The following is a 15,197-nucleotide window of genomic DNA, read 5'->3' on the forward strand; positions in this document are numbered from 1 at the left end:
ACCGGGAACGGCTGTCAGAACGCGAGGATCAGACGCCCCCGGACCCCACCGGCCTCCAGCCGCCGGTGGGCTTCGGGAGCCAGCTCGGGAGCGAGTACGTCGGCGGTGCGCAGGGTCAGTACGCCCTTCTCCGCCAGGGCTGCGAGCTCCTCCAGAGCGGGGCGCTTGGCGGGATGTCCCATGACGACCACCCCATGGATGGTGATGCCGCGCTCCGAAGCCAGCTCGTAGGGGCGGCACTTGACGAACTGACCGCCGTCCTTCACCACGCCCAGAGCGTCGGCACCGATGACGGCGGCGTCGACGATCGCGTCAGCCCCCTCGGGAACCGCGACGCGATAGACGCCGGCGAGGTCAGCGGTGGCGGCGGCACGCGGCACGACCAGATCCACGCCGAGTCCATGGACCAGGTCGCGGTCCCGCACAGCGGCGTCGGCGACGACCCGGAGCCCGCGGTGCTTGGCGAGTTGCACCACGTACCCGCCCAACGCACCCGCCGCTCCCGTGACGGCCAGTGTCGCGCCTTCGGGCAGGTCGAGGAGGGAGAGGGCCAGGTGTGCGGTGAGCCCGTTCATGGGCAGGCCGGCGACGTCACGGAGGTCGAGGCCCCGGGGCGCGGCGACGACCTGGTCGCGGGGCACCACCACGTACTCGGCCTGGGCTCCGCCCGCGGCATGAAAGGGATTGACGAACGCCATGACCGGCTCACCGACCTCGATGTCGACACCGTCACCCACGGCGTCGACGACCCCGGAGGCGTCCATGCCGGGAGTGTGCGGAGGCTCCTGCCCGGCCAGCGCGGCGGTCAGCAGCCCCGAACGCAGCAGCAGGTCGGTGGGGTTGACCGCGGCGGCACTGACCTTGATACGGACCTGTGCCGGGCCGGGGACGGGCACCGGCCGGTCGACGACCTTCAGCACATCGGGTCCGCCGAACTGTTCGATTCCGACAGCGCGCATGGTGAGAGGTTCCTTCCACGAATCGAATCAAGGGGTCGTACGGAGGGGGCGCCCGGCCGGCGACCCGGCGACCGCGGTCAGAGTGCGGCGGTCTCCACGGGGAGGGGTCTCTGTGCGCCCGGGAACACGGCGAGGGTGGTCAGCCGCCTCACGGTCGTACGCTGGAAACCCGAACTGGGCCTGGTCAACCCGGACATGACCACAATGATTCACCGACCGGCGGAACCCAACCAGTTCGCAGATGTCATATTGGCAGCACCAATACGAACAAGGCGCGGGCATGGTGGTGCCGCTGCCAGGTGAACGGCACCCCGCACAGACTCGCCCTCTCCACCCGCTGGATCAGCTCCTACGATTTCCCCGTGAGCGATCAACTGCCGTACGGCTGTGCGGCGGTTACCTTCTCATGAGGAGAGCGATGGCAACTCGTCCTGATGCCTCGGCCTTCGACCCGGCGCACTTCCGCCGAGTGCTCGGACACTTTCCGACCGGCGTGGTGGCCGTCTCGGCAATGGACGGGGACGAACCGGTCGGCCTGACCGTGGGTTCCTTCGCGTCGGTGTCACTGGAACCGCCCATGGTCGGCTTCTTCCCCAGTGCGACCTCCACCAGTTGGCCACGTATAGAACGGGCCGGATCCTTCGTGGCCAACGTGCTGGCGGAGCATCAGGCGGAGCTGTCCGCGGTGTTCGCGACCAGCGGAGGCGACAAGTTCGGCCGGCTCGACTGGCACCGGGGGGTCACCGGCGCCCCGATCCTCGACGGCGTCGCCGCATGGATCGAGTGCGAGGTGGCGGATGTCGTCCCGGCCGGCGACCACCTTTTCGTCCTGGGCCGCGTACTCGACCTGGCGGTCGCCGGTGATCCTCGCCCGCTGGTCTTCTTCCAGGGGGACTACGCACGACTGGCCGGACAGTGACGCGGAAAGATCATCCGGACGGTCACGGGGCAACGCGTATGCACCCGTGCCCCCCGCGCAGATGTACTCGGTTCGGCTCGCCCGAAAGTGGCGAGGCGACCGGGGTGCCTGAGCGGGACTCATCCTCCAAAATGCAAAGTGTCCGAGGATCACGCTGGTCGCGATGGGGCACGCTCGGGGCCGCTGCGGGACGGGAGCCGGGGCGTGTCCGCACTGCACCTGCTCGCGTATGCCTTCCACATGCCGGCGTTCACCGTCGTGCCCGGACAGTTCTCGCGGACCTTCGACGTGAGCCCGGCGGGCAAGACCGAAGTGTGAGGCCGTCGGCGCGTTGCCTGGGTGGAAACTCCGTGGCCTGTGCGCAAGTTGTGCTTGCCGGAGTTCCCCTACGGCTCGAACCTGTTGCCGACGGTCACGGTCATTGACACTACGGGTGTCGCGAAAGCCTGCGTATGCCCGGCGTGCCGGGCGTCAGGGCGGCACCACCCGCTACGCAATCGCCAGTTCATCCCGCTCGGCCTGGACCTCCCGAAGCTGCTTGGCCGGCTCCCCAGCGAAGGCGCCCAGTTCGACCCAGCGGGCGGTGATCCACTGGCGCCCCTGCATCCCCCACGCCCTCCCGCACAGGGCCGTGCGCCCACATGCACGGACGCGGCCACTCGTTCATCGCCCATGCCCGCGGGGCTTCCGCGCCTCTTCACGGACGTGATCACCGCAGGACCCGAGCCAGATTCCAAGGTCTTCCGAAACAAGAAACCCCAGGTCAGAGTCCTGACCCGGGATTTTCCATGGAGCCCCCTGTCGGATTCGAACCGACGACCTACGCATTACAAGACCGAGAGCAGTCCTGACAAGGGGGTTCAGTAACTGCCACGGAATGCCGATACGTGCAGGTCAGAGGCGTACAGAGTTCCATCGAAGTACAGGCGCTGACAGCTGGTCCTAGGCAATCCGGCCACACATCGGCCACACCGAACAGCCCCTCGGCCAGCCCGTTTGCGGCTGGCCGAGGGAGACGAACCCGGATGCCGGGCGGTCGGCCCGGCGAGGCCGCCGACAGACAGAGAGGGCCGCGCGGCATCCACCGCGCGGCCCTCGCCGCTGCTCAGCCCTGGCGCTAGTCCTCGGAGTTGTCACCGTCGGCACGGGGGGCGGCAAGCCCGTTCAAAGCCTGTTCGAGACCGGCCGCACCCGCAGGGGTGATGTGGCGCCGGTCCATGTCGATCGTCAGCTCGTCGCCGGCTGCCCGAACGACTGCAATCGCCCCTGTGTCGAGTTGAGTGCGGGTTACGCGGATCAACGGTTGCCCCCCTCATGGCATCACTAGGCCCATGACTCGAACATATGCCCGAGTCAAGAGCCCGGATCAGCCTACTCCGCAGTACACGCGAGGTCACGCGCGAACTCCATGGAGTGACCAGACCGCCCGCATAATTGTCAACGCCTAGGCGTCATCGGTTAGTTCCGGCGGGAGATCGCCGGCCGCATACCTTCTGAGCAGAGCCTCGACCCTGGGCATGTCCCGAGCCCCCATACCGGGCGCATGGACGACAACGACGGTCGCCTCCTCACCGCTCGCGCCGAGCGGGTCGCCGGCCACGGCCCCGCAGTACTGCATCGCCGCCGCAAGGCGCACTCTGCGCTCGTCACCCCCTATCGCTTTCGAGATGGCACCGGCGACCCCCGGCAGCATGTGTATCGGCTGATCATGAGCGATCCGGTGCAGGGTCGTGTACCCGACCCTCGTCTGCGTCGCCGGGTCGACGGCACGCTCGGCGAGCTTGCGGTACGAGAGGCCCGTCTCTTCCTTCGCCGCGCGCAAGAGGTCCCCGAAGGGGGTGCCGTAAGGCCAACGCTCGTCCGTGTCGGTCAGCGACACGCTCTCACTCCACTCCGTTGCAGAATTCGAACACTTCTCATCTAAGCAGCCATCACCCGGAATCGCGGCGGCCAAAGTTCGTTGACGTGCGTCTCACCAGACTCTTACGGTTGCAGTGTTCGAATACTGCAACAGCAGGGGTCAAGCGCCACAGGCACTCTAGGGCCCCGACTGTTCGAAATGTGGGACAACGGGGGAAGAGTGATCGCGCACAGCGAAATCACAGGATCGACGGTTTCCGGGCAGCCGGGTGCCGTTCGAAATGCCCTCGCCCCGCAGCCACGGAGCGCGCCGAGCGCGCCAAGCCGCAGTGTGAGGAGAGACAAGCACGTGAGCCCTGTCGAGTTCGTCGGCCCGCCGCCCAAGCAGCGCAACACCAAGCACACCCGGATCGCGAACAGCCTTCGCCAGCACCCCAAAGAGTGGGGTGTCGTCCGGACCCCGGCCACCTCGGTGAGGGCGGCATCCGCCGCTCAGGCCATCCGTAGCGCTCGGCTGCCGGCGTACGAGCCCGCCGGTTCGTACGAGGCGGTCGCCCGGACGGTCGTGCAGAAGAACGGAGACGTCGAACACCGCGTCTACGCGCGTTATGTCGGGGGCGAGCAGTGACTGCCACCCCGCCAACTCCGGTGACGCCCACAGGCGTTGTCGTCGCGCCGCCCGGCCTCGACCGCGAGCAGTGGCTCACGGTCCGCCGTACGGGCATCGGTGGCTCGGAAGTCGCCGCCGTCCTCGGGATGGACAAGCACACCTCGCCGCTTGAGGTCTACCTCGACAAGGCCGGCGAGCTGCCGCTCGACCGTCCGCGGAACCCTGATCTCGACGAGGCCGCGTTCTGGGGACTGGCGCACGAGCCGACGATCGCCCGTGTCTTCGCCGAGCGGTCCGGGCTGCGCGTCGTCGAGGGTCCCGGCACCCTCGCCCACGTCGAGCGTCGTTGGATGCTCGCGAACGTCGACCGGTTCGTGCTCGACGAGGGCGAGTCGACGCCGTCGAGCCTGCTGGAGATCAAGACCCGGTCGGCGTTCCAGCTCGACGAGTGGCTGCTCGGTGTGCCCGATGCTCCGGCGTTGCAAACGCACTGGTACCTCGCGGTGACCGGCTACCGGCACGCGCACGTCGCCGCTCTGCTCGGGGGCAACCGGCTGCTGATTCACCGTGTCGAGCGCGACGAGGGACTCGTCGAGCACCTCGTCGCCCTGCTCGGGGAGTTCTGGCAGGGCGTGCTCGACCGCCGGCCGCCCGCGGTCGACGGCTCCGAAGCGACCGAGGAACTGCTCGGCCACCTCTACGACGTCAAGGCCGACGCCGTGACAGTCGCCGACCCGGCCGAGGTTCTGCCGCTGCTGGAACGCCGGCGCGAACTCAAGGCACGCGAGGAACGGACCGCCGACGAACTGCGCGACGTCGACAACCGGTTGAAGGCGATTGCCGGCGAGGCCGAGATCGTCAAGACACAGGGCACCGTCGCGTTCACCTGGAAACAGAACGGCCCACTCGCCACGAAGCGGTTCACCGCCGCGCACCCCGGCCTCGCCACGAAGTACACGCACCGCGTCGACGCGCTCGATACGAAGAGCCTCGCCGCCGAGCACCCCGACGAATACCGGGCGCACCGTGCCCGACGCCTCGTTGTGCCCAAGGAGCCTGCCGCAGCGTGAGCACCAACCTTGCCGAGCGCGTCGCCACCAAGCGCACCGGCCGCAGTGCCGCCCCTGCCCACCGTCCCGCCCAACAGCCCACCCTCGTGCAGTTCGTGCAGCAGATGCGCCCCGAGATCGAGCGCGCGCTGCCCGCCCACGTCGGGGGCGCCGACCGTATCGCCCGCATCGCGCTGACCGAGCTGCGGCGCGTCGAGCACCTCGCCGAGTGCACTCAAGAGTCGTTCGCCGGCGCCCTGATGACCTGCTCGGCCCTCGGCCTCGAACCCGGCGGAGTGTCCAGCGAGGCGTACCTGCTGCCGTTCTGGAACAAGAAGATCCGGGCGTACGAGGTACAGCTCGTCGTCGGCTATCAGGGCATGATCCGCCTGTTCTGGCAGCACCCGCTCGCCGCCGGTCTGGACACGCACACCGTGTTCGAGGGCGACGAGTTCGAGTACGAGTACGGCCTCGCCCCGGTCCTCAAGCACAAACCCACCCGTGGCAGCGCCAAGGGAGCGCCCACGCACTACTACGCCGTAGCCCGCCTGGCGAACGGCGGGAACGCGTTCGTCGTGCTGGACGTCGACGACGTCGAGGCGATCCGCAAGCGCAGCAAGGCCAAGGACTTCGGCCCCTGGTCGACGGATTACGACGCCATGGCCCGCAAGACCTGCGTACGGCAGCTCTTCAAGCTGCTGCCCAAGAGTGCCGAGCTCGCCCGCGCGGTCGCGCACGACGAGACCGTGCGCCGTGACCCCTCGCCCGAGGGATTCGACACCCCCGGCGACTACATCGAGGGGGAGGTCGTCAAGCCGACGGCCGCGCAGGGCGGCGAGCAGCCGGCGGTCGAGGACGTGCCGGCGGAGTTCGCCGGGTGGCCCGAGGCCGCCGAGCCGGGCGAGTCGGCATGAGCGGCCCGGGACCGCGTATCGGCAGTCTGTGCAGCGGATACGGCGGACTCGACATGGGCGTGCGGTCGGTGATCGGGGGGTCGGTCGCCTGGCACTGCGAGATCGACGTGAACGCGTCCGCCATCCTCGCGCGGCACTGGCCGGACGTGCCGAACCTCGGTGATCTGTCGGCCGTGGACTTCGCCGAGGTCGAGCCGGTCGAGGTGCTGACCGCAGGTTTTCCATGTCAGGACGTGAGCCTTGCCGGGCTGCGCGCCGGGATCGCCGAGGGCACCCGTTCCGGTCTGTGGCTGCATGTCGCCCGTGCCATCTCTTCCCTGCGACCTTCCTTGGTGGTGATCGAGAATGTCCGGGGTCTCCTCTCGACGAAGGCCCATAGCGAGCTGGAACCCTGCCCGTGGTGTGTGGGAGACGGAGGCCGTGAGCCTGCTCTGCGAGCACTCGGTGCCGTACTCGGCGACCTGGCCCGCATCGGGTATGACGCGACTTGGGCGTGCGTACGCGCTTCGGAGGTCGGCGCTCCGCACCAGCGCGAGCGGGTGTTCGTCCTCGCGTGGCCTGCCGACGCCGAGGGCGCGCGACAGCAAGGGGCGTGGGTACGAGGACGGCTTGCCGACGGTGGTCGAGCTGCTGCCGACTCCGACGACGACCGAGGGGAACGGTCCGGGGCCGATCGACGGCAACCGGTCGGACACCTTGAGGTCGCGCGTCCGGCTGCTGAAGACTCCGACGTCGAACCTCTCGGTGAACGGCGGGAGTCAGCACCCGGACAAGCGGCGCGCGGGCGGGCACGGTCCGAATCTGGCCGACGAGGTCGAGCACCTGCTGCCGACGCCCAGGGCGAGCGACGGGCCGAAGGGGTCGCCGAACCAGAAGCACGGCGACGGCAGTCTGACACTGGCGAGCACCGCCGCCCGGATGCTGCCGACTCCGACGGCCACGCCGTACGGCTCGAATCAGTCGCCGTCTCCGGGGGCGGTCGTCCGCCCGTCGTTGGACGGCCTCGCCCCGCGGATGCTGCCGACGCCGAGCGCGAGCGACCACGGCTCGAACTCGTCGACGGCGGAGGAACGGGCGGCGGCCGGTCATCAGGTCTACCTCTCGAACGTGACGACGTCGATTGGGGGGCCTACGGACCCGCCATCGAGCGATGGGAACGGCTCACCCGGCCTGCCCCTCGGCCAACTGACGATCGAGGTCGACTGAGCCCCGCGTTCGTCGAATGGCTGATGGGGCTGGACGAGCACCACGTGACCGGCGTTCCCGGTCTGTCCCGCGCCGCGCAGCTCAAGGCCCTCGGAAACGGCGTCGTCTGGCAGCAGGCGGCGGCAGCGCTGCGGCTGCTGCTCGACCGCCTCGACCCCGTGCCCGTGGCCGCTTGATCTGCGGTCACTGGATCGGCACCGAGCGCCGGTACTGCCGCACCGCCGACAGCGTGCGCCGCTACCTGACCGACTTCCGGTGTCCCTCCCACACTCCCGCCGCCCTCGTCGGACGGCCCGAAGCCCCTGGATCACCAACACCGCATAGGAGACGGACCGTTGAGCCTCGACGCCATGGATTGGGTGTGGACTAGGTCCACGGCCAAGGGCATTGCCCGCATGGTGTTGCTCGCCATCGCCGACAAGTGCCCCGACGACGCCTGCACCGCCTACGCCGGTACGACGATGCTCGTACGGCGGACGAACGGCGCCCGCTCGTCCGTCGTGGCCGCCGTCGACAAGCTGCTCGTCGGCGACGAACTGCGCGTCGTCGAGGGCTCCAAGGGGCCCCGGGGCGAGACGGTCTATCACCTCCCGCGCGCCGTCGGACACCTCCGTGCCGCGCCCGAAGAGACCCGTTTCGGGGGTCCGGAAACCGGACCGGTACAGATTCCGGACCGGTCCGGGAACCGGACCCCTGGGGGTACGGAAACCGGACCGGAGGGGTACGGAGACCGGACCCCCACCGGTCCGGAGACCGGACCCCAGAACGCATATGAACGCAAGCACCAAGCAGAACAGCAGCAGACGCGCGCGACCCGGTCCGCGCTGATTCCCGAACTCGGCCCGCTCGACAGCGCGCTCGCCGCCGCCGGCGTCCCGGTGCGCTGGTCGCTCGGCCTCGGTGAACAGCGCGATGTGTGGCGCCTCGTCCAGGCGCACGGCGCCGAGGCCCTCGTCGCCCGTGCCGCCGCCCGGACGACTCCGGGCGCCGAGCCGAAGTCCGCGCGCTACTGGCTGCGTGTGTGGGGCGACCTCGACCGCTCCCCCGCCGTCCGGCCCGGACCGGCCGACACCGCGGCGTACACGGACAACCTCGCCGCCGGCCTCGCGCTGCTGCACGCCCAGAAGGAGGGCACCCCGTGATCGACCAGCACATCGCCGCCCTGCTCGCCTACGCCGGCCGCCTCGATTCCCGAGTGCGCCGCTCCCTCGCCGACCCGCAGCAGTCCGCCCGCACCATCGCCGACTGGACCGCCGCCCTCGCCGACGTGCCGGCCACTTTGCCCGACACCGGTTGGGACGCCTCGCAGGCCGTGCGCCGCTACTACGAGCAGCACGGCGGCGACCGCTCCGCGCAGTTCCGTCCCGTCGAGCCGCACGACGTGCTCGCCGCATGGGCGCCGCACCGCGCCGAACTGATGAACCGGCACACCGACCCCGTGCCGTCCGCTGATCCCGACGACCCGGCAGCGTGGCGCGAGGAGCTGCTCGGCACCCGAGCCGCGGTCGCCACCGGTCACACCCCGCCCGCCCAGTACCGCGCCGAGATCAACGCCGCAGGGCAGAAACGTCTCGCCGCCCTCGTCTCCGGAGTCGGCCGCGGCCCGCGCCGGTACATGCCGGCCGAGGTCGCCGCACAGCTCGCCGAACACCGTCCGGCCCGTGCCGCCCGCGAGGCCGCCGTCGCCGCCGGAGAGCCCGACGCCTACGCGCACAAGTGCGGTTGGTGCGGCGCCGAGCCCGAGCAGCCGTGCCGGACCGGATACCGCCGCCGGGGCAAGGGGCGCAGCACCCGCTCGACCCCGCACCCCTGCCGCATCGAGGCCGCCCTCGCCGCCGACCAGGACGAGCACAACCGCCTCGCCCGCCTCATGTCCACCCCGCCCGCACCGCGCGAAGTCCGCGCGCGCCACACCGCCGGAGGACTCCGCCGATGACCCCGCCCGCGGCCCGAGCCGCAGTCTCCGCCCATCTGACCGACACTCTCGGGCTGCCGCCGAACCTCGCCACGCACACCGCGTCCGAGCTGCTCGACCGCCTCGCCGTCGAGGGCTGGCAGATCACCACCACGCCCACCGCGCGACCGGTCGCGCCTCGCGCGCGGGAGACCCGGCGCGCTCGGCGCCTCGTCGCCCGCCTGCTTCCCCACCGCGTACGCCCGAACGGAGAGACCGAACGATGAACACCCGTACCCGTACCGACTCCCGCCGAGGCCGCAGCCAGGCACGCGAGACCGAGCGCGACGCCCGCCGTGCGCGCTTCCGCCTCGTCCTCGCCCGCGCCGACCGCAGCGTGCTCATGCCCGAGGACTGCGCACAGCTCCGCGCCGACGTCGAGGCCGAGGTCGCCGAGAACGACACCCACCGCCGCAGCTCCGGCGGACAGCAGGCCGCGGCCCTGCGCCTGCACAAGCGGATCGAGGCAGCCGAGGAGTGCATCACCGAGACCGAGGCCGACCGCGACGAGCACGCCGACCGGCTCGCCACCGCGGCCAAGCTCGCCGGCGCCCTCGGCGACTACCTGCCCGGCGACGGCTGGCACCTCGCCGAGGCGATCCGGCGCCTTTGCGAGGGCGAGATCACGCCCGAGCAGGCCCTCGACGACACCGCCCACTGACCACCCCGAGGGAGGGAACACCAGAGATGACGTCCGACGTCATTGCCCGACGCGAGACCGCCGACGCGCTGCGCACCGTACGGGAGTTGTGGGGCGAGCTGCTGCTCGCCGTCGAGACCCCGCCCGCCGACGTGTGGCCGCCGCGGCAGCTCGCGCACACCCTGCGCGCCGCGGACGACGAGCAGCTCGTCGCCGACCGCGCGCCCCTGGTCCTGCGCGAGCACCCCGCACCGCTCAACATGACCGCGCTCGACACCGGCCTCGCCGTCGAGCGGATGCTGTTCGACCTCGCCGACACCCTCGCCGCAGCAGTCCAGCGCGCCCAGACCGGCGACCCCCGCCGCTGGGAGTTCCAGCAGCCGGGCGCGGCCGACGCCCGGAGCGCGGCCGGATCGCGGTCGCACGGCCTGCACTTCGCTTCCGTGTGGATCGAGGGGCGCGTGCTCGACGAGGACACGGCCCCCGAGCAGCAGCTCGACGGCACCCCGACCGCCCCGCCGTTCGAGCCCCTGCCCCCGCACCTGCTGCACGAGGCCCGGCGCACGGCACGCGTCGCCGAGGGCCGGCTGCTGCGGACCCTCGGCCTCGACGAGCGCCGCACCCCGCTGCCCGACCGGCCGTGCCCGTGGTGCGCCGGTGAACTGACTCTGCACACCGGCCCGGACGTACCGCCGACGGTCACCTGCTCGACCGGCCCCGAGTGCGGGGCGCCCGTGCCGACCGACGACTACGGCCGGCGTGTGTGGGGGTGGGCCAGCCTCCCCGGTCTCGTGACCGCACTGGCGAGGCAGCCGGCGGTCGCGTGAGCGGCGAGGCGCCGGTCAGTCTCCGGCGACCGGCGCCTCGTCCCCGGCGACCGGCGGGCGCTTCGGCAGCTTGGCCCCCGGCCGCCGCAGGTACCAGTCGACGAGTTCTTTGATCACCGCCGACCGGTCGCCGCCGGGTGCGGCGGTAGCGAGGTCGGCCCATTCGTCATCGCCGATCCGTACGGACCGGTGCTTGGTGGCGGGTGCGTTCGGCATACGCGAACAGTAGCCGGGTGTACGTACAGAAAGCCATGGGCCAGGGGTTGCGGTGTACGTACACCTGATGCTTAGGTGTACGTACACCGACCGATGGGGTCGGTACCTAGCGAGAGGTCAACTCCCTTGCAGTACAACGAAGTTCAGCCAGACACCCGAGTCTTCTGCGAGCGACGAGGCGGCATTAAGGGCACGGTCCTGCGCAAGTTCATGGGCCTGACCGACAACGCGACGGAACTCGTGTACGTCGACTACGACGAGGGCGGTCCCGCCTACAACACCCCCGAGCAGCTCGACCTTCTCGACGAGGCCGCCCCCGAGCCGAAGCTCGGCCGCGCGTACAAGGGCAGCTCGCGATTCTGGATCGGCGGGAACGAGTACGAGGTGTTCAACACGACGGGCGTCGGCAACGTGCGCGGCTACTGGGCGTGCTACCGCAGGACGCACGACGGCACCGCCCACACGAACTCCGACTACGTCGTGTCGGGCGCCAAGACCCGTAAAGCCGCGTTCGAGACCGCCCTCGGAAAGCTCAAGGTCCGCAACGTCGTCGAGATCATGCCCCGCCGCTACCGCGAGACCACCATGAGCCGCGAAGACCAGGAGGGCGAGGCATATCCGCCCGTCAACCGTGGCGGATGGGTCGCCGACTGGCACACCGACGGATACCTGATCGTCTTCGAGGACAACCACGAGCGCGGGATCGTGTGGCCGCAGAACCCGATCGAGGCGCAGGTCACCGAGGCCGACGGGACCGACCACGGACTCGACCTCCAGTTCCCCCACATCGAGGCCGCCGTCAGCGCGATCCGCGACCACCACCTGAACTCCCGCGCCTGACCCGGAAGGAAGAACACCCCATGAGCTGTGTCGAACTGCTGCCCGTGATCGTGACTCTCTTTCCGGTCGACGAGGATCACGCCCCCCTGCTCATCGACCCCGCGCACGCCCGCCTCGCACGGGCGGCCGAGGTCGTCGACGGTGACACCGTCCTCGCCTCGTTCCCCGCCTACGCGCGGCGCGAGGGAATGCTGCGGTCGGACTACTTCAACGACCAGTACGAGGCGCACCCCATGCCGTACGACCCGACGTGCGGGTGCGGATCGTGCACCGAGATGGCCGCCGAGCAGGGCCCCGTCGTGAACCTCGGTGATGACAACCCGTGGGAGGTCTGCGACCCGTGGGCCGCCGACGCCCTCGCACTGATCGTCCCCGCGAACCACCTCGCGTGAGCCTGCCCCCCACTCACACCCCAAGGACGGATGACATGGTCGACCACCCCGAGAACAGCGAGGAGCGGTGCAAGCACTGCGGCTGCTCCGAGAACGAGTTCGATCCCCGCTGTGACTGCCCGAACCTCGTGACCTGCCCCGCAGGCTGCGGACGGCCGTAGCACCGACACACACAAAGGCGCCCCCGCTGAGGAAAGCAGCGGGGGCGCCTCGCGTTCATCGTACGAGGACGGCCGAAGCGGCTTGCGCCGTTATCGTTCCGTGACCTAATATGGGTGGCGCCTCCGCTGTGCCCGGAAACTGAGCCTGCGGGCCCCCACTGCGCTCGGCGCTACGCGTTCGCGCCTGCCACAAGGTCAGCGGCGGGGCACCACCCGGGCCGAGACCGCCGCCCCGCGCTGGATACACAGGGACAGGGCCGCAGGAATCACCGCTCCGATCAACGCCACCAGAACCGCCAATCGCGGCCCTTCGATCCAGGGGGCACAGACGATGACGCCACAGACGACCACGACGACGACCACCCACCAGACCTGACGCTTGCCAGCGAGCGGGTGCCTGCGCCGTCCACGTTCCGGCCGCGCCGAGGCGCAACTTGCCTTGCTTTTACGCACGTTGGGACTCCCATCCTGAGACGCTCTTGCAGTTGCGCAGACTGGGGCGGCCGCTCCGTTAGCCGACTAGAGCACCTCATGTCGATGGCACACCACCTTGCGCACCCTGGCGCACCGTGGCGGAAAGTCACGACCTGCAAGTTTCCGGGGATTTTTTACACTTCCATTGCGTGCACAAAAGCCTCATTCGTGCCATTTCCGAAGGGGGTGCATCTTCATGGCCGAGCCGATCACCGAGCGGGATCACGACCAGGTGCGCCGGCTGCACTCCGAGGGCAAGTCCCGTAACGCCATCGCCCGCGCGATCGGGCGCAGCGCCGCCACCGTAAGCAAGATCGCCGGATTGGAGGGGCTCACCTTCGCCGGGGGCGCACGCGTCGCCGCCGCGACCGAGGCCCGGCGGGCCGATGCCGCCGCGCGGCGCGGGCAGCTCGCCGACGAGTCCCTCGACGGCGCCCTGCGCCAGGTCGAGCGCGTCGGGGGCGCCGACTCCGCCCGAGATGCCCGCGACCACGCCACCGCCGCCCGCGCGCTCACCGAAGTGCACGCCCGGGTCTCCGAACTCGCCCGCCAAACCGGTACCGGCAGCACCGGCGGCTCGATGCTCGACCGCCTCGCCGACGCCCTGCTCGGACCGGCCGGAGGTGACAGCGAGGGGGAGTGATGCCCGCACCCGTCCCTCTCTCCGACAAGCAACTGCGGTCCGTACGCGAGTCGTTCACCTCCCGCATCTCCGTCTGGCACGGCAGCGTCCGGTCGGGCAAGACGATCGCGAGCCTCCTCGCGTTCCTGCTGTCGATCCGGCGCGCGCCGGCCACGGGCTTGATCCTCCTGTGCGGCCGGTCGTTGCAGACCATCGAGCGCAACATCATCGAACCCCTGCAAGATCCAGCACTGTTCGGCTCGGACGTCGCCGCCGAGGTCCGGCACACCCGGGGCGCCACGGTCGCGAGCATCCTCGGCCGCACGGTCCACCTGATCGGCGCGGCCGACGCGCGCGCCGAGGGCCGGCTGCGCGGTGCGACTGCCTGCCTGGCCTACGTCGACGAGGCAACCCTCGTTCCCGAGGGCTTCTTTGTGCAGTTGCTCGCCCGGCTGTCCGTGCCGGGTGCGAGGCTGCTGTGCACCACGAACCCCGACTCGCCGAGGCACTGGCTCAAGCGGCAGTACCTCGACCGGTCCGACGAACTCGACCTCGCCGCCTGGCACTTCCGCCTCGCCGACAACCCGAGCTTGGCGCCGGCGTACGTCGCCGCCCTGTCGGCTGAGTACACCGGCCTGTGGCGCCGACGGATGATCGACGGTGCTTGGGCAGTCGCTGAAGGCGCCATCTACGACATGTACGACGAGGCAGCGCACGTCGTTGACGAGTTGCCCGCGATGCGCCGGCACTGGATCGGCATCGACTACGGCACCGTGAACGCCACCTCGGCGATCCTGCTCGGCGAGGGTGTCGACGGCCGGCTGTACGCGTGCGCCGAGTGGCGCCACGATTCCCGCACCGCGCACCGGCAGATGACCGACGCCCAGTACAGCGCCGCACTGCGCACGTGGGTCGCCGACCTCGGCATCGCGCCCGAGTGGACGTTCGTCGACCCGAGCGCGGCATCGTTCATTACGCAGTTGTGGGCCGATTCCTACGAGGGCGTCGCCCGCGCCTCGAACGAGGTCGTCGACGGCATCCGGTCCGTCGCGAGCCTGCTCGGCGCCGGCCTGCTGCGGATACACCGGTCGTGCGAGGGACTGCTCAACGAACTGCCCGGTTACGTATGGGATACGGCCGCCGCCGACAAGGGCGAGGACAAGCCCGTCAAGGTCGCCGACCACTCGTGCGACGCACTGCGCTACGCCGTGCACTCCACCGCCCACGAGTGGCGCCACCTGCTCACCCTCGCCGCATAGGCAGGCAACGGAACTACCTGGGTTCACGTTCCATAACTGTGTTCACAGCCTCGACAAACCGACGACTTGCTGCGGCACATTCGAACCAACGGACCGTCACCTCTGCGGCCGTCGCATGCCCCTGCACTTGGCGTCGGAGAGCGATGGAAAGCTCGTACGTCTCATGCTGAACCTCCAAAGCAGCCGCTGCGACCTCCCGCGGCCCACAGAGATCTACACGCGGTTGCAGCGCATGAAGGTGCTTTTGGGCCTCAACGAGCTTCACCCGAGCGGCTTCTAGGGCCTGTGTGACGTC

The 15,197-nt window shown here is 70.1% G+C and carries 18 protein-coding genes and 1 pseudogene; 16 read left to right on the plus strand and 3 right to left on the minus strand.

Annotated elements, in window-relative coordinates:
* Positions 1-14: 14 nt before the first annotated feature.
* On the minus strand, positions 15-959 hold the full coding sequence (locus tag JHN45_RS24410) for an NADP-dependent oxidoreductase (protein WP_201050627.1): 945 nt from the start codon (positions 957-959) through the stop codon (positions 15-17).
* Between the two features lie 418 nt (positions 960-1,377).
* Between JHN45_RS24410 and JHN45_RS24415 the strand changes: the two genes are divergently transcribed.
* A complete protein-coding gene (locus tag JHN45_RS24415; RefSeq protein ID WP_234468369.1) occupies positions 1,378-1,878 on the plus strand; it encodes a flavin reductase family protein in 501 nt (166 codons plus the stop codon).
* 1,444 nt (positions 1,879-3,322) lie between these two features.
* Here the strand turns inward: JHN45_RS24415 and JHN45_RS24420 are convergent.
* A complete protein-coding gene (locus JHN45_RS24420; RefSeq protein WP_201050628.1) occupies positions 3,323-3,757 on the minus strand; it encodes a hypothetical protein in 435 nt (144 codons plus the stop codon).
* 330 nt (positions 3,758-4,087) lie between these two features.
* Between JHN45_RS24420 and JHN45_RS24425 the strand changes: the two genes are divergently transcribed.
* The 11 genes and pseudogenes from JHN45_RS24425 to JHN45_RS24465 all read left to right on the plus strand — a co-directional run bounded on the left by JHN45_RS24425 (position 4,088) and on the right by JHN45_RS24465 (position 10,938).
* On the plus strand, positions 4,088-4,366 hold the full coding sequence (locus JHN45_RS24425) for a hypothetical protein (RefSeq protein ID WP_201050629.1): 279 nt from the start codon (positions 4,088-4,090) through the stop codon (positions 4,364-4,366).
* Positions 4,363-5,418, plus strand: a complete 1,056-nt coding sequence (locus JHN45_RS54420) for a YqaJ viral recombinase family protein (protein ID WP_201050630.1) — start codon at positions 4,363-4,365, stop codon at positions 5,416-5,418. Before JHN45_RS24425 ends, JHN45_RS54420 begins: the two co-directional genes overlap by 4 nt.
* Entirely contained in the window at positions 5,415-6,311 is an 897-nt protein-coding gene (locus JHN45_RS24435; protein ID WP_201050631.1) for a recombinase RecT, read from the plus strand. The genes JHN45_RS54420 and JHN45_RS24435 overlap by 4 nt, the downstream gene beginning before the upstream one ends.
* Positions 6,308-6,859 (plus strand): annotated as a pseudogene (locus JHN45_RS53175) (DNA cytosine methyltransferase); the annotation flags it as partial. The gene JHN45_RS24435 and the pseudogene JHN45_RS53175, both read left to right, overlap by 4 nt.
* A 61-nt stretch (positions 6,860-6,920) precedes the next feature.
* A complete protein-coding gene (locus JHN45_RS53180) occupies positions 6,921-7,517 on the plus strand; it encodes a hypothetical protein (RefSeq protein ID WP_236584036.1) in 597 nt (198 codons plus the stop codon).
* Between the two features lie 44 nt (positions 7,518-7,561).
* Positions 7,562-7,693: a hypothetical protein gene (locus JHN45_RS54095; RefSeq protein WP_268982314.1), complete on the plus strand. Its 132-nt coding sequence runs from the start codon at positions 7,562-7,564 to the stop codon at positions 7,691-7,693.
* Positions 7,694-7,852: 159 nt separating this feature from the next.
* Entirely contained in the window at positions 7,853-8,659 is an 807-nt protein-coding gene (locus JHN45_RS24445) for a hypothetical protein (RefSeq protein WP_201050633.1), read from the plus strand.
* Entirely contained in the window at positions 8,656-9,453 is a 798-nt protein-coding gene (locus JHN45_RS24450) for a hypothetical protein (RefSeq protein WP_201050634.1), read from the plus strand. Before JHN45_RS24445 ends, JHN45_RS24450 begins: the two co-directional genes overlap by 4 nt.
* Complete coding sequence (locus tag JHN45_RS24455) at positions 9,450-9,698, plus strand: hypothetical protein (protein ID WP_201050635.1); 249 nt, start codon at positions 9,450-9,452, stop codon at positions 9,696-9,698. The genes JHN45_RS24450 and JHN45_RS24455 overlap by 4 nt, the downstream gene beginning before the upstream one ends.
* Positions 9,695-10,132 carry a hypothetical protein gene (locus tag JHN45_RS24460; RefSeq protein ID WP_201050636.1) on the plus strand — a complete coding sequence of 146 codons (438 nt, stop codon included), beginning with the start codon at positions 9,695-9,697 and terminating at the stop codon, positions 10,130-10,132. Before JHN45_RS24455 ends, JHN45_RS24460 begins: the two co-directional genes overlap by 4 nt.
* Before the next feature lie 26 nt (positions 10,133-10,158).
* Positions 10,159-10,938, plus strand: coding sequence for a hypothetical protein (locus JHN45_RS24465; protein WP_201050637.1), 780 nt, complete (start codon positions 10,159-10,161; stop codon positions 10,936-10,938).
* Positions 10,939-10,953: 15 nt separating this feature from the next.
* Here the strand turns inward: JHN45_RS24465 and JHN45_RS24470 are convergent, their stop codons facing one another.
* A complete protein-coding gene (locus JHN45_RS24470; protein ID WP_201050638.1) occupies positions 10,954-11,154 on the minus strand; it encodes a hypothetical protein in 201 nt (66 codons plus the stop codon).
* Positions 11,155-11,280: 126 nt separating this feature from the next.
* On the opposite strand from JHN45_RS24470, the gene JHN45_RS24475 reads away from it, so the two are divergent.
* The 4 genes from JHN45_RS24475 to JHN45_RS24490 all read left to right on the plus strand — a co-directional run bounded on the left by JHN45_RS24475 (position 11,281) and on the right by JHN45_RS24490 (position 14,902).
* A complete protein-coding gene (locus tag JHN45_RS24475) occupies positions 11,281-11,994 on the plus strand; it encodes a hypothetical protein (RefSeq protein WP_201050639.1) in 714 nt (237 codons plus the stop codon).
* A 20-nt stretch (positions 11,995-12,014) separates the two neighbouring features.
* Complete coding sequence (locus JHN45_RS24480) at positions 12,015-12,386, plus strand: hypothetical protein (RefSeq protein WP_201050640.1); 372 nt, start codon at positions 12,015-12,017, stop codon at positions 12,384-12,386.
* An 831-nt stretch (positions 12,387-13,217) separates the two neighbouring features.
* Positions 13,218-13,664 carry a helix-turn-helix domain-containing protein gene (locus JHN45_RS24485; protein WP_201050641.1) on the plus strand — a complete coding sequence of 149 codons (447 nt, stop codon included), beginning with the start codon at positions 13,218-13,220 and terminating at the stop codon, positions 13,662-13,664.
* Positions 13,664-14,902 (plus strand): PBSX family phage terminase large subunit, encoded by a 1,239-nt coding sequence (locus tag JHN45_RS24490; RefSeq protein ID WP_201050642.1) that lies wholly within the window; start codon positions 13,664-13,666, stop codon positions 14,900-14,902. Before JHN45_RS24485 ends, JHN45_RS24490 begins: the two co-directional genes overlap by 1 nt.
* The last annotated feature ends 295 nt before the right edge of the window (positions 14,903-15,197 follow it).

The sequence above is a fragment of the Streptomyces sp. MBT53 genome, assembly GCF_016654115.1.
Classification (GTDB): domain Bacteria; phylum Actinomycetota; class Actinomycetes; order Streptomycetales; family Streptomycetaceae; genus Streptomyces.

What these genes read in the sequence shown, in the direction of transcription:
- JHN45_RS24455 (WP_201050635.1), top strand. Translation starts at nt 9,450, where the DNA reads ATGACCCCGCCCGCGGCCCGAGCCGCAGTCTCCGCCCATCTGACCGAC.
- JHN45_RS24490 (WP_201050642.1), top strand. Translation starts at nt 13,664, where the DNA reads ATGCCCGCACCCGTCCCTCTCTCCGACAAGCAACTGCGGTCCGTACGC.
- JHN45_RS24465 (WP_201050637.1), top strand. Translation starts at nt 10,159, where the DNA reads ATGACGTCCGACGTCATTGCCCGACGCGAGACCGCCGACGCGCTGCGC.
- JHN45_RS24410 (WP_201050627.1), bottom strand. Translation starts at nt 959, where the DNA reads ATGCGCGCTGTCGGAATCGAACAGTTCGGCGGACCCGATGTGCTGAAG.
- JHN45_RS24470 (WP_201050638.1), bottom strand. Translation starts at nt 11,154, where the DNA reads ATGCCGAACGCACCCGCCACCAAGCACCGGTCCGTACGGATCGGCGAT.
- JHN45_RS24415 (WP_234468369.1), top strand. Translation starts at nt 1,378, where the DNA reads ATGGCAACTCGTCCTGATGCCTCGGCCTTCGACCCGGCGCACTTCCGC.
- JHN45_RS24485 (WP_201050641.1), top strand. Translation starts at nt 13,218, where the DNA reads ATGGCCGAGCCGATCACCGAGCGGGATCACGACCAGGTGCGCCGGCTG.
- JHN45_RS24460 (WP_201050636.1), top strand. Translation starts at nt 9,695, where the DNA reads ATGAACACCCGTACCCGTACCGACTCCCGCCGAGGCCGCAGCCAGGCA.
- JHN45_RS24480 (WP_201050640.1), top strand. Translation starts at nt 12,015, where the DNA reads ATGAGCTGTGTCGAACTGCTGCCCGTGATCGTGACTCTCTTTCCGGTC.